Source organism: Nostoc mirabile CHAB5784 (assembly GCF_020829645.1).
Taxonomy (GTDB): Bacteria; Cyanobacteriota; Cyanobacteriia; order Cyanobacteriales; family Nostocaceae; genus Nostoc; species Nostoc mirabile.
Window position 1 is genome coordinate 1 of record NZ_JAIVFS010000153.1, and the last position, 12697, is coordinate 12697.

At 38.4% G+C, this 12697-nt stretch carries 12 protein-coding genes and 1 pseudogene; 4 read left to right on the forward strand and 9 right to left on the reverse strand.

Features of this window, described 5'->3' with window-relative positions; all coding sequences use genetic code 11:
* Positions 1-96 precede the first annotated feature (96 nt).
* Positions 97-2250, reverse strand: coding sequence for a DEAD/DEAH box helicase (locus LC653_RS41020; RefSeq protein WP_229501038.1), 2154 nt, complete (start codon positions 2248-2250; stop codon positions 97-99).
* A 158-nt stretch (positions 2251-2408) separates the two neighbouring features.
* On the opposite strand from LC653_RS41020, the gene LC653_RS41025 reads away from it, so the two are divergent.
* The 4 genes from LC653_RS41025 to LC653_RS41040 all read left to right on the forward strand — a co-directional run bounded on the left by LC653_RS41025 (position 2409) and on the right by LC653_RS41040 (position 6028).
* Positions 2409-3194 carry a J domain-containing protein gene (locus LC653_RS41025; protein WP_229501039.1) on the forward strand — a complete coding sequence of 262 codons (786 nt, stop codon included), beginning with the start codon at positions 2409-2411 and terminating at the stop codon, positions 3192-3194.
* Between the two features lie 2 nt (positions 3195-3196).
* Positions 3197-4558, forward strand: coding sequence for a tetratricopeptide repeat protein (locus LC653_RS41030; RefSeq protein WP_229501040.1), 1362 nt, complete (start codon positions 3197-3199; stop codon positions 4556-4558).
* Between the two features lie 811 nt (positions 4559-5369).
* A complete protein-coding gene (locus tag LC653_RS41035) occupies positions 5370-5597 on the forward strand; it encodes a hypothetical protein (protein WP_229501041.1) in 228 nt (75 codons plus the stop codon).
* Positions 5594-6028 (forward strand): type II toxin-antitoxin system VapC family toxin, encoded by a 435-nt coding sequence (locus LC653_RS41040; protein ID WP_229501042.1) that lies wholly within the window; start codon positions 5594-5596, stop codon positions 6026-6028. Before LC653_RS41035 ends, LC653_RS41040 begins: the two co-directional genes overlap by 4 nt.
* Positions 6029-6159: 131 nt before the next feature.
* Here LC653_RS41040 and holA read toward each other — a convergent pair whose 3' ends face one another.
* From holA to LC653_RS47690, 8 genes and pseudogenes are all read right to left on the reverse strand, one after another.
* Positions 6160-7113, reverse strand: a complete 954-nt coding sequence (gene holA, locus LC653_RS41045) for a DNA polymerase III subunit delta (RefSeq protein ID WP_229501043.1) — start codon at positions 7111-7113, stop codon at positions 6160-6162.
* On the reverse strand, positions 7110-8546 hold the full coding sequence (gene dnaX, locus LC653_RS41050) for a DNA polymerase III subunit gamma/tau (protein ID WP_229501044.1): 1437 nt from the start codon (positions 8544-8546) through the stop codon (positions 7110-7112). The genes holA and dnaX overlap by 4 nt, the downstream gene beginning before the upstream one ends.
* Positions 8547-8675: 129 nt before the next feature.
* Positions 8676-9029 carry a XisI protein gene (locus tag LC653_RS41055; RefSeq protein ID WP_229501045.1) on the reverse strand — a complete coding sequence of 118 codons (354 nt, stop codon included), beginning with the start codon at positions 9027-9029 and terminating at the stop codon, positions 8676-8678.
* Positions 9017-9433 carry a XisH family protein gene (locus LC653_RS41060; RefSeq protein ID WP_162398235.1) on the reverse strand — a complete coding sequence of 139 codons (417 nt, stop codon included), beginning with the start codon at positions 9431-9433 and terminating at the stop codon, positions 9017-9019. The genes LC653_RS41055 and LC653_RS41060 overlap by 13 nt, the downstream gene beginning before the upstream one ends.
* Positions 9434-9752: 319 nt before the next feature.
* Positions 9753-11204 (reverse strand): DNA polymerase III subunit beta, encoded by a 1452-nt coding sequence (gene dnaN, locus LC653_RS41065; protein ID WP_229501046.1) that lies wholly within the window; start codon positions 11202-11204, stop codon positions 9753-9755.
* Positions 11205-11552: 348 nt separating this feature from the next.
* Positions 11553-12104 (reverse strand): WGR domain-containing protein, encoded by a 552-nt coding sequence (locus LC653_RS41070; protein WP_229501047.1) that lies wholly within the window; start codon positions 12102-12104, stop codon positions 11553-11555.
* A 104-nt stretch (positions 12105-12208) separates the two neighbouring features.
* Positions 12209-12568 (reverse strand): annotated as a pseudogene (locus LC653_RS41075) (AAA family ATPase); the annotation flags it as partial.
* Positions 12564-12686, reverse strand: a complete 123-nt coding sequence (locus LC653_RS47690) for a group II intron maturase-specific domain-containing protein (RefSeq protein ID WP_372478290.1) — start codon at positions 12684-12686, stop codon at positions 12564-12566. The gene LC653_RS47690 and the pseudogene LC653_RS41075, both read right to left, overlap by 5 nt.
* Positions 12687-12697: the final 11 nt, after the last annotated feature.

The window sequence follows — 12697 nt, forward strand, 5'->3', positions numbered from 1 at the left end:
GTCCAACTCAATCGCTTGCATGACTTTTTGCCGGAAATCATCACTCTCTTGCTTTGGCCATTGAAATGGGGTAGACGCAATTGGAACTCTTATAGTCTACGTCCTAATCTTCATGGCTATAGCTATAATTGCTATTTTGACCATTGGTGCTGAAAATTGAGTACGGAAAGGCTGCTCAAACTTTTCTTCTGATAGGGTTTTCACAATTACAGCTTTGCGTGTGAGTTTGCTACAAAGCGGACAACGACGTTCTTTAGGTAGCGGCTCTTTGTAGTTAAGACACCGTTTGTTCAAACAAGTCTGCTCATAGATTTGGGTCATTAAACTGTAACCACTGGTAATGTGCTTAACTTCACCAAAACTAAGTTCCAGGGTTAAGTATTCCTGACAGTCATCAACTTCACTGACTTGAGAAAACAGCAATGGTAACTTCACCGGATCTGTCAGCACTGTTCGGCTACTGGTTTCTGATTCTGTAACTGCAACTGTAAACACTGGACTATCTGCTGTTTGTTTTAAAGTTGCTTGCTTGCTGTTCAAGTCAAGGGAGATGCACTGATAAGTCAGCATTCGTCCATTGGCATCTTGTCGTTTGTAGATGGCTTGGGGATGGACTTCGCGGTGAGCAATATCTTCTGAGATTTCCTCTAGTTCTTCCCCTGATTCTGCATCTACTAGCTTGATGGTAGTTTGGGATAAGCCACCCCGAAAGTTAACATCTTTATGGGGATAACCCTTTGCCCACAGTCCATTACGACCTTTATTTAGATGTCCTTGGGCTAACAAGAGTTTTGCTACCTCGTAAGCTGCTGTGCCAAAGTAGTGCTTGATTTTATTAGTAGGAATACCAGTTTCTGCGGCTGCACACATCAAATGTTTAGCAGCAAAGATGGGATATTCGTCATTAAAGAACACTTCTTCAGCTTCTGGCGATACCAGCATTTCTGGATGTTCTGCTACATAGCAGTCTATGGGGTTGAGAGCATTGGGAAGCAGCACTGTCAGTCCAGACTGAGAACGTCCGGCGCGGCCACTGCGTTGCTGGTATGCCATTTTGGAACCAGGCCAGCCACGCAAAATGCAACATTCTAATTCTGGTAGGTCAATTCCAGCTTCTAATGCTTCTGTGGCAATAATCCACTTGAGCGTACCAGACTGGAGTTGGTCAACTACTTCTGCCCGACGCTCAGAAGTAATGCCACTGTAGAAGGCGGCTACTTGGTTTGATTTGAGTAATTCTGTTAGTTCCCGCACGCTGCGACGGGAGTTACAAAAGGCGATACCTGATTTACCTTGATTGAGCAAAAATTGAATTATTCGAGCGGTATCACCAGTCAGATTGTAACTGGGCTGAGTGATAATTATTTGTCTAGATGGTGAAGCAGCTCCACTTTTGCGAATCCAAATTAGGGGTTTGGGGTTGAGTTTAGTTGGTTTTAAGCCGGAGATTTTCAGAGCTAGTTGTTTAGGATTACCACAAGTGGCACTCAGAAAGATAAATTGCAGTTTCTTGGAGTCACCACCGTAATGATCTACTGCTAGTTTAATGCGACGAATCAGCCAGGACATATTTGCGCCATAGCTACCTGAGAGGGTGTGAGCTTCGTCAAGCAGTATATAGCGCAATCGCTGATAAAAGTTTGCCCAATGCGCGGATTTCCAGGCTTGCTTGAGTTGAAAGTGGATTAATTCTGGTGTGACACCTAAAATATGCGGTTCACTCTTGAGGATTTGTTCTCGTTTTTCTGATTTGACATCTCCAGTGATCATTGCCAGTATAGGTCTGGATTGTGTTGGTATGGTAGAGAGGAGTTCAGAGATTTTGTGGAACTGGTCTAGCGCCAATGCTCGTAGTCCATAAAATGCTAATGCTCGATGTTCTTGATTTATACAACCTTCCAGAATGGCGGGGTATGTGCTGAGAGTTTTGCCACTGGCTGTGGGAGAGGTGAGTATTAAACTTTTACCTTGTCTAATTGCTTGTAAGGCTTGAAGTTGGTGAGAGTAAAGTTGGGTGATTCCTAATGAGTGAAGTGCTTTAATTAATTTATTTGGTAGGTCATTAGGGATATTTTTCAGATTAGGTTCTTTCGCAGAGATAGTCTGTTGCCATAGTAAATCTTCACCTAGAAATTCAGCAATATCTGTAGGTTCAGTAGGATGGTTATTTGAGTTGGAATATTCTGTAATGGGTGTACGAGGTGGTGTCCAAAAACTCTGAAGTAATAGACTATAATTGGGCGTGTTCATGGCGGTGTTTTTCGCTCATTGCCCTAAAAAATCCCCCATTGGGGGAGTGAGACTAAATTAGGATAAGCCTTTTAGTTAAAGAAACGATTGAAGTTTTCCTTTATAAAGAAATATGATAATAAATAATCTGATAAAATTTATGTATAGTATGTTTCAATATGAAAAGTAAAATCACTTACGAAAAAACCTCCGAACAAGAGGAGCTAGAAAAGAAACTCGCTGAACTATCTGCACTGCAAGCAGAACTGACTGAACGTGAGTTAGAGTTGGTAACGCTTCAGGGTGAGTTACACGCTTTTGAGCGGGAATACCTGCAAGTTATTGGTACTCGATATGCTGAACTTGATGAGATAGAGGCTGAGATTGCTAAATATTTAGCAGTCTTGAATCCAAATGACTCTACAGCCCAAAAACAAGCGGAGGAGGCTTGGACTAGAGCAGAAGAATCAAAGCGTGCTACCGAAGATAATCTTAAAAATCAGGAATTTTCGAGAGACTTTAAGCCTTGGGAAAGTCTAAAAAAACTCTATCGAGAAGTGGCTAAACTGATTCACCCAGATTTAACAACAGATGAGGTAGAACGCTTACGTAGACAGAAAATAATGGCTGAGGTGAATCAAGCGTATGAAAATGGCAATGAAAAGCGGCTAACGGAAATTCTACAAGGATGGCAAAACAAATCAGAGTCAGTTAAAGATCAAAGTTCTTCTACTGAACTACTTCGTGTAATCCGTGAAATAGTTCAAGTAAGTGATAGATTAAAGGTTATTAAGTGTGAAATAAAAGATTTTGAACTCTCTGAAATTTACCAAATTAGAAATAAAGCTATTAATGCAAAACAAGAAAATCGTGATTTATTAACAGAAATGGCTTCTAAAATTGATAAGCAGATTGCAAAGGCTAAAATCAAGCTAGAAAAGTTTAAATCTGAGGTTAGTAAATAAGTATGGCTAGTAACGAAGAAAAAATTAATGATGGCATTATTTTAGTTAGAAAACAGGGGATAACTAGCTATTCATCTGGTCTGGTTAAGAGAGGATTGGAGTTAGCTAATCAGGTTTTACTAGATGACGAGAAGTATTTAGAGTTAGATGATTCTATAGATGAGAGAACTGCTGAAGAATACTACAATGCAGGTGTTATGTGCTTTCCTATGTGGGTTATCGACAACTGTGAACCGGCAATTAATAATTTTAGCCAAGCTTTGCAGATAAATCCTAACTATGGTGATGCCTATTCTTATCGGGCTTGTTGCCACTGCAAAAGGCAAGAATACCAACAGGCAATGAGAGATCATAATCAAGCGATTCAATTAGAGCCTGATAATGCAGATTTTTACAAGCGTCGTGCTGAATGCTTACATGAGATGGATGACTATAAAGCGGCGATTAAAGATTATAACAAAGTGATAAAGCTGCAACCACTTAATGCAGATTCATACAAGTATAGGGCTGAATATTTACACAAAACAGAAGATTATAAAGCGGCGATTAAAGATTATAACAAAGCGATAAAGCTGCAACCTCATAATGCAGCTTTATATAAGTATAGGGCTGATACTTTCTGTGAAATAGAAGACTATAAATCTGCACTTAAAGATTACAATAAAGCCATTAATATTGAACCTGGCCGAGCTTGCTATTACAAATATAGGGGTAAATTTTATGAAAAATTAGATAACTATAAAAAGGCAATTGATAGTTATACTAAAAGTATTTATTTAGAAAAAAATAAATTAGATTTAACAATATTCTATTTAGATAGAGCTAATTGTTATTCAAAAATAAATATATACACAGAAGCAGTTAAAGATTATAACCAAGCAATTATTTTGCAGCCTGATTGGGCATATTTGTACATATACCGTGGTAGATGTCGGGCAGAATTTGAAGATTACAAAATTGCAATTAAGGATTATGATAAAGCAATTCAGTTAAAACCTGAAGATTCTTATGTTTATAAAGAGCGTGGCAATTATCGTTTAGAAATAGAAGATTATAAAGGAGCAATTAATGATTATACCCAAGCTATAGAGCTAGAACCAGATAATGCTTATTTATACAGCTATAGAGGAGATGCTTACTATGCAATTAGACATTATGTAAAAGCAATTGAAGATTATAACCAAGCAATTAATATAGAACCAGAAGAGGCATATTTTTATCGAGAGCGTGCTTATTGTCGTTTGCAAAATAATGATGATAAAGGAACACTTGAGGATTTAAAAAAAGCAGCAGCACTATATCTAAAGCAAGATACTCTGGAGAATTATCACAAAATTTTAGAAGAAATTGAAAATATGTATTAACATTTCAAACCATCATGATATCAGATATTGAACTTGCAAGTTCAATATCTGATATAGTTTAGCCTATCAGCCTATCTTCATAGAGAATTGGTATAAATACAGTTTTAACACAGTATTGATATTGATGTTTAAAATTTGTGATTTCATAAATTAACGAAGTTTTTTTCGCCGACCGATAATAAATCGGTCGGCTTTTTTATTTTTTAATTACAGTTTCCTCCTGGAGATTTTCTCCTTCACTTTTTTGACAAGTTCTCTCTTAGCCATTTTTTCTTGTTCAAGTTTTTTAATCACAAATAGTCGTAATTTTTTATAGTCCAAATTTTTTCTAATAGCGTAACTACCGATAGTACCCATTAAAGGGCTACTGCGTCTGTCTTTAGATGCTGTTTGGGAAACAACCGACGCTCCTAACGTACTAGATAACCAAATGTAAAATGGTAATTTAGCCTTTGGAGGTATTCGTCTAGACTGATGTATCATATTTTACCTAATAATTGTGTTTTTGTGTCTCCCTTGAAAGAGTAGAAATAACCTTCAGCATAGATCGACAGTAAAAAAGCCCATACAAAACAAGTTTCTAGCCGAGGGGCTATCACACTTCAAAATTGCATGAGCTTCTACTAAAGATATCCTAACATAATGCTGGAGATTTTACGGATTCGTTTTGATGAATATACTTCATATTTGCCGCCACTGCGCCCAGTATTATATTTTTACGGAAATTGGCTAAATGTAAGAAGCTTAGGCTTTAGATTTAGAGATTAAAATAGAGTTAGCAAAGGTAGGGTTTACTTGATTAGGAGGTTCTATGATGAATTTACAAGAAATTATTAATTATATTGAAAGTTTACCCACAGAAGAACGTGACTATTTGTTTGAGTTTCTCCGCAAAAAAAAGGAGGAATCTAGAGGGGATAATTTTTGGGAGGGATTACAAAAATTTAGAAGCGTAATCCAAAGCGAGGGAATTATCTTTACTGATGATGATTTCGCTGACTTACGAGATCGTAGTGTGGGAAGAGAAATTGATCTATGAGCTTGAAATACTTGCTTGATACCAATATTCTCTCAGAGCCAGCACGCCCTATTCCTAATGCCAATGTTTTGCACAAACTAGATATTCATAAATCAGAAGTTGCCGTTTCTAGTGTTGTTATTCATGAACTTTTACATGGATGTTTGCGGTTGCCAGAATCTAAGCGGCGAGAGTCTCTTTGGAATTATATTCATGAATCGGTATTAAATTTACCAGTCCTTGATTACGATTTAAAGGCGGCACAATGGCACGCCCAAGAAAGGGCTAGATTATCCAAGATTGGTAAAACTCCTGCTTTTATAGATGGTCAAATTGCGAGTATTGCTTACTGTAGTAATTTAATCTTGGTAACTAATAATGTTTCTGATTTTGAATTTTTTAATAATTTAAAGGTTGAAAATTGGTTTGTTAATAGCACTGAAGTTGTCTAAGGCGAGATAAGGGTAAACATAACTCGTGAAATTTATGTTAGATACTAATATCATTATTAGTGAATTTGGATTTTAGACTGGAATCAAATATACAATCCAAAATCCAAAACTATCAGTCAACTTTATGTGGATTAAGTTAACTTAAATAACCTGCTAACACTAAGAATTATTAGCAGTAAATCGTTACTTTCAGCACCCCTCTTAATAGACATCTCCAAATCCAGCATCATAGTCACTGCTTTAGCTAAAGCATTGATGCTTGTATTTGGTACCTCCTGACGCAAATAGTAAATGCGATTAGGATTGCTGATACTGCACAGTTGAGCTAATTCACTATCTTTCTTAATTCCAGAGACAATCACAGACTTAACCCACAGCCAAGTTCTAAACTGCGTTAGGAGAGTAGCAACAATCACCATTAATGGTTCCGAGCGTGACAGTAAATCATCCAGCAGGTGCAAAACTTGATTGCTTTCTCCTTGGCGAATAGCAGATGCCAGTTGTAGGCTATTCTGAGTCTGACATGGCACTAACTCTTTTACTTCTGCAAGCTCTAGTTGTCTGCCATTACCATAAATATACAGTTTGCGTAACTCAGTGGCTGCACGAGTCATGTCGTTACCAATTGCTTCTGCTAGATATTCCACTGCACCCTTTGACAGCACCAGCTTGATTTTTTTAGCCTGAGTACTGATCGCTTTTTCAATTAAATCAGTACGCCAAGGTGGTATCAATGGAAACTCAAACAACTTGGCATACTTGACAATATGTTTGTAAATCTTCAGGCGCTTATCTACATTGGTGGCGACAAACACCAGAATTGTGAATTCAGGCACTTGAACAAGCTGCTGCAAAGTTTCTAACTCAGTATCACCCCACTGCTTGAGGTGGCAATTTTCGACAATCACCAGTTTTTTACCACCAGTCAGGGAACGAGTGCGAGCTACACTGATAGCTTGGTCAAGGCGATCGGCTGGAAATCGGTGATAGCAAAGTGTGAGCCATTGAGCATCAATCTCTGCTTTGTATTGATTTAGCTGTTCCTGGATGGTGTGTTGGTCGTCACCTGTCAGCAAGACAATCATGCTTTTACCCTCCCATTACTGCTCTTGTTGGCAGTTTTAATTAACACAGTCATTGGTTGTTGACTTTGGGTAGCTCGTTGCAGCATTTTAGCGATCACTTCTTTATTACTCTCAAACTTCTTGAGGTAAGCTGATGTAACTTCTAAAATTGCCTTGTCACCTTGCAATTTAACGAGACTTGCATGAGCCAACAGATTTTTATTGCTGGGTTTAGCTGTATCCATCACAGAAAGCCAAATTTGAGCCAGGTTAGGAGTATTGGTTGCAACTGTTGGTAACAATTTGCCATCACGCCCTTTGTCATTTAGAGGTTTGACAGCTAGCGTCTTGGTTGCACTGACAGGCAATAAACTAGGCATCAGGTTCAGTAAGCAAACTTCTAACCACACAGCAGCATTTACTGTGTACCGCAGATTGTTTTCTGCTTTTTGTAACTCTGCTAGGGACAAATTCAGCGTCTCGAAATTCCAGTGATTTGCTAAAGTTTTGAGTTGAGTATAGCTAACACAACCAGTTAGTAAGGATTGCTCTTTAGATGCAGACTTGAGAATCAGTAAATCTCGGTATGTTTGCAGTAAGTTGGAGAGAATTAATTTGGGCGTTTTACCAGAGTCTACTAGAACTCTTGCTACTTGCAGCAAGTTAAAGGTGTTGTTGGTGGAAATTGCCTGTAAAATTGACATTAATTCTGTTTCTGTCACACCACCAGCGATTTCCATAACATGATTAGCAGTGATATCTTCATTTAAAAGACTCACTTGACCCAGTAATTGCAATGCATCCCGCAATCCACCATCGCTGAGTCGTGCGATCGCTGTTAGTGCCTCATCATCAATAGAGATAGATTCTGCATCTGCTACAATACCGAGGTGCTGCACAATTGCCTGAACAGACAAAGTGCGGAAATTAAACACTTGACAACGGCTGACAATAGTAGGTAACACCTTGTGCAGTTCTGTTGTGCAAAGAATGAAAACAACATGAGGTGGCGGTTCTTCAATACACTTAAGTAAAGCATTGAAGGCGTTACCAGTTAGACAATGGCACTCATCGAGAATAAAAATTCGGTAACGTCCTGCAACTGGTGCTAAGGTACTGCGCTCAATTAAAGCACGGGCATCATCTACACCATTATTAGAAGCAGCATCAATTTCACTGACATCTAGGCTATTACTGGTTTCAATTGAACGGCAGGATTGACAAATACCACAAGGTTGGTCAGTTGGTTTTTTAGTGTTGAGACAATTGAGGGATTTAGCAAATATCCTAGCGGTTGAAGTTTTACCTGTGCCTCTAGAACCTGTGAATAAATAAGCTGGTGCAATTTGCAGGTATTTTACAGTATTAGTCAGAGCAGTTTTGATGTAGGGCTGTCCAACTAATTCGGCTATTGTCTGGGGTCGATATTTTTGATGTAGGGCGACTGTAGACATAGGATTCATTAACCTTAATTTGTCGCCCTTACCCCTGTTAAGGGGGTGTAATTTTGACTCCAAAGTAGGCTGATTTGCTCAACTGTTCCCAGTAAGATTTACCATACTCAGTACTCTTCATCTGCCTCCTTAAGCAGTAGCAAATTCTGTTAAACCTCGTTTACTGGGATGATGGAAACCCAAAACAATATCGGCTTGGGGTATTCCGGCTGATAGCAAATCATCAACAACGCATAAATTAGTTGCATCTTCTTCCACCCAAACTTTGCCGTTTTTAATGCAGAGATAGATAATAATATACTGTATTTGCTTTTTGTCATCCCAGCCAAACCGAAACCAAAGATATTGATATCTTGTTTCATCAAAAGCCAAGCGATCGCTTACTTCAACTCCCGCATCTTTTACAACTTGAGTATTAGTAGTTTCGTAATACTCAGTCAATATCTTCTTGATAACATTGCGGTATTGTTCTAGCTTATCCATTGCCGAATTTCCTCCTTTTCTGTATTTACAACTATTAACAGCAGGTGATTTTCATTGATAACTGCTTGTACAGATTTACGTTGAAAAAAGTTCTCATAGACAACATCATCAACAGCTAAATAAAGCTTATATTCTGGCTCTGTAAGTTGAATGAGTTTCCGATAGACTATGTATTGTCCCAGGGCATTATGAAAATCATACATCAGCGATTTGCCCACAAAGCTCTTGATTTCTACAACAATCTTCTGTCCCTGGCGTTCTGCGGCGATTGGTTTTTCTGCTGCTAGGTCAGCGTAGAGTTCAGCATCCTCATATTTGATAAAGTAAGGATCATCTGTGATAGTCCAACCGTCTTTTATCAATGCGTTCTTGACTTCATTATGGTATATGTCTTTTGCTGGCATGGTGGAACTATTGAGTAATACTCTGATTGTAAAGTGTTTACCATATTGGGTAACAATTAGATTCTAAAACATACTTTTCTCTCTTTCCTTCTTGCACCCTGCTTTGCTTCCTTTTTTCTTGATAAAACTGGATAAATTTAGCATTTTGGCGGCAAATAGTCGATATCTACCGCCAAAATGCACAGTTTCTATTTGTCAAAATCGAGGATTTTCGTTCATATTCTCAGTTTTGTCCAGAGTTACTCAAATCCCCGTCTAAAATAAACACCACTCGTATCCAAAACACCCTACAAAACTTCAAGATTCAAATTAACATTTATTAAGCATTTAGAGTGTACAGTGGCAGTAAGAATTGACGCATTTCCATTTGCAGTTCCGGATTTGGTCTATCTCCATAAGGAACCAACATGGCAGGATGATCTGATTGTTGCAAGTGCATTTTGATAGCGGAACTAGGAATTGCTTTAGCTGCTTCTACTAAATACTTGAGGTTAAACTGGATATTCAATGACATTTCTGATGGTAGATGAGCAGCAATAACCTGATCGCCTTTGCCAAACTCCCGTTCAATTGATAATCGTAACTGCTGCAAACTTCCATCAAACTGTAAGTAAATACCTTTCTCTTTTTTATCTGTTAATACAGATAAGCGTTCTAATGCTTTGACTAAGAATGCTTTTTCTAGGATTACTTCTCGGTCAAAGCTAAATCTTGCCAATAGCTGTTCGCAGTCAGGGTAAGTTCCTTCCAAACATTGACATATTAGGATAATATCTTGCCAAGCAAAACCCAAGCGATTACTTTGGACATCATACAACAAATTAATGAATTCGACAGAATCATCCAAGTTACGCGCTAGTTCCTTGAGGACTCGACCAGGAATAGTAAATTGTATCTCTGAAGATTCTACTTGTTTGCGGGGTTTTCTACCAATTCCTTGAGTTGAAAGTTCAGTGGTTGCAACTCGATGCCCATCAGTACCAATAAACTTTAACTTCTCCTGTGTAAGTTGGATATGAACTCCGGTCAAGATATATTTATTTTCATCAGTGCTTACAGCATAAATTACACCTTTCAAACCATCTTTGAAAACTGTTGTTGGCAGAGGAATGGGAGTAGCATCAATTGTAGAACTAGGTGGAAAGTCTTCAGCACTAATGCCTCTAACTTCATATTTTCCATCAGCATCAGATAAACCCAGAGAGCAGATTTTTGTTTGCTTCTCCTCATCAATAAGCTGTATAATCTGAGTCTGACTACTGAGGCTAATATTACCATTAGGGCAATGCTTAACTATCTCAAATAGCATTTCCACTGGCACAGTAATTTCACCCTTGAGCAAAACTTGAGCTTCAAAACTTGCCTGAATTGTTAATGCTAAATCAGTAACAGTTAAATGTATCTGTTGTGTTTCGATATCTGCAATGATTAGAACATTAGCAAGAATCGGATGGGTAGGTTTAGCTGGGGTAGCACAACTAACTAAAGAGAGTGCATCGTGAAATTTAGTTTGTGAGCAGATTACCTCCATTCCTGATTCTATAAGTGGTTGAGAGTTTAACTCTGATTTGGCAGAACGTTTATTAGTACGCTTATTTGAAATAGGTTCAGTTGAAGTATCAGCATCTAGAGATGTAGGTTTTTTCTTTTTACCTGTAGATATTTCTGGGATATTTGCTGATACTTCATTTTCGGCTTTAGGATTAGCTACACTTGTTTGTTTTGTCTGATTTGCAGGCTTTAACCTTTGTTTGTGTGCTGTTTGAGTCATGATGATTTATTTCTGGTTGCGTCATTGTTAGAAAGGTGACTGCGATAGCAGAAAATAAAGATTGGGAAGCTTTGAATCAAATGCTTTTACTCTGTGAGACATACAGAGTTTTACTGATACAGCGGATTTCAAGGAAAGTGTTGTACACAAGCTAAGTCTCAAAGCCAGATATAAAGCCTATTTTACTTCTGTTAGCGCAGCGGGGCGTAGCCCATTCTGACCGGAGGCGGAGCGTCTCCGGCTCCGCTCCTGAATTCTGCTGTATATCCCATTTAACGGTTATCAGGTAAGCCTTTATTTCGATCATAGCTTTCGGAGTATCCGACTCCACTCCTGAATTATTAAGTTCTACAAATGCCTCCAAAAGTTCTTTCCAATACTTTTTAAACTGATAACTTTACTTGTATTGCCAGATTCTTCCGTAGTGTTATCATCCAGCATAGAATCAGTTTCCAGCAAAGAGTTCAGCAGTGATAGTTGATGTTCAACATCTGCCACATCGCGGTATATTCGAGACGGATCTATTTTCATTCCTAAAAGTGTAGGAACAATTTTTAAATATTGGTTTAATGTCTCTAGATAATTTCTATTGGCAAATTGTCTTTGTGCTACATAAGGGCGCAATATCTCCAGTAATTGGATAGCTCTTTTGATTTCTAGAGAATCAGAAGTACTATCAATTTGAGGTTGGCTTTCTCGGTAGCCTTTCATTTTCTTCTCAGCCACGAGATTGTGGAATTTAGAAACTGCTTGTTGATAATTACCGAAAGAGTGAACTTTTTGCTGAGATTTGTAGCCGACCCTACCCCACTCAACAGTTAGATTACCTTGCTCAACTTTTGCACTCCAGAATTTGTTACTGTTCTGAGCCGCATTTACAAAGATTAAGTAAACTTCCATATTTTTGACATAATTTAGAGTAAAGTATTGCCATGTCAAATGAACATCTGTTGTTGAAATGTTCATTTGACAAAAGCTTCAAATCATTACTAATTTGGGAATACCTAATTAGTACGGAACCTAGAAGTACGAAGACCTTTCTTAGACACCTGCACAGGACTGGAAGCAGGTCGCGCAATCTTTGACCAAGACTGCATCCGCTCAACAGCAGCAGCATCTTGAATCGCTAAAGGGGTGATGTTTTGCTGACAATTTTCTAAATCAGCCAGAGTGACCTGCTGAGGTCTTCCCTCATCAAAAGCCAGTAATGCTGCTTCTGATGCCAGGGTTTCTAACTCAGCACCACTAAACTTGTCGGTGCTAGCAGCGATCGCCTCTAAATATTCTTGCGGAACTTCTATACCAAACCGTTCTAAGTGAATCTTGAGAATCTGGCAGCGTTCCAACTCAGTAGGCAGGTCAACGACCTTTATTAATGAGCCAATAACGATTAATTACCCAATGTTTATTTTTCATTGGGTGACGGCGTTTTGCCCATGCTCTTAGTTGCTGATAAGTGTTTTTATCCGCTAGTGAGTAAATATCTTTACTTA

Excerpts from the sequence above, each read along its gene's own strand:
- LC653_RS41070 (WP_229501047.1), bottom strand. The coding sequence starts at position 12,104 with ATGGAAGTTTACTTAATCTTTGTAAATGCGGCTCAGAACAGTAACAAA.
- dnaN (WP_229501046.1), bottom strand. The coding sequence starts at position 11,204 with ATGACTCAAACAGCACACAAACAAAGGTTAAAGCCTGCAAATCAGACA.
- LC653_RS41055 (WP_229501045.1), bottom strand. The coding sequence starts at position 9,029 with ATGGATAAGCTAGAACAATACCGCAATGTTATCAAGAAGATATTGACT.
- LC653_RS41020 (WP_229501038.1), bottom strand. The coding sequence starts at position 2,250 with ATGAACACGCCCAATTATAGTCTATTACTTCAGAGTTTTTGGACACCA.
- LC653_RS41040 (WP_229501042.1), top strand. The coding sequence starts at position 5,594 with ATGAGCTTGAAATACTTGCTTGATACCAATATTCTCTCAGAGCCAGCA.
- LC653_RS41030 (WP_229501040.1), top strand. The coding sequence starts at position 3,197 with ATGGCTAGTAACGAAGAAAAAATTAATGATGGCATTATTTTAGTTAGA.
- holA (WP_229501043.1), bottom strand. The coding sequence starts at position 7,113 with ATGATTGTCTTGCTGACAGGTGACGACCAACACACCATCCAGGAACAG.
- LC653_RS41035 (WP_229501041.1), top strand. The coding sequence starts at position 5,370 with ATGATGAATTTACAAGAAATTATTAATTATATTGAAAGTTTACCCACA.
- LC653_RS41060 (WP_162398235.1), bottom strand. The coding sequence starts at position 9,433 with ATGCCAGCAAAAGACATATACCATAATGAAGTCAAGAACGCATTGATA.
- dnaX (WP_229501044.1), bottom strand. The coding sequence starts at position 8,546 with ATGTCTACAGTCGCCCTACATCAAAAATATCGACCCCAGACAATAGCC.
- LC653_RS41025 (WP_229501039.1), top strand. The coding sequence starts at position 2,409 with ATGAAAAGTAAAATCACTTACGAAAAAACCTCCGAACAAGAGGAGCTA.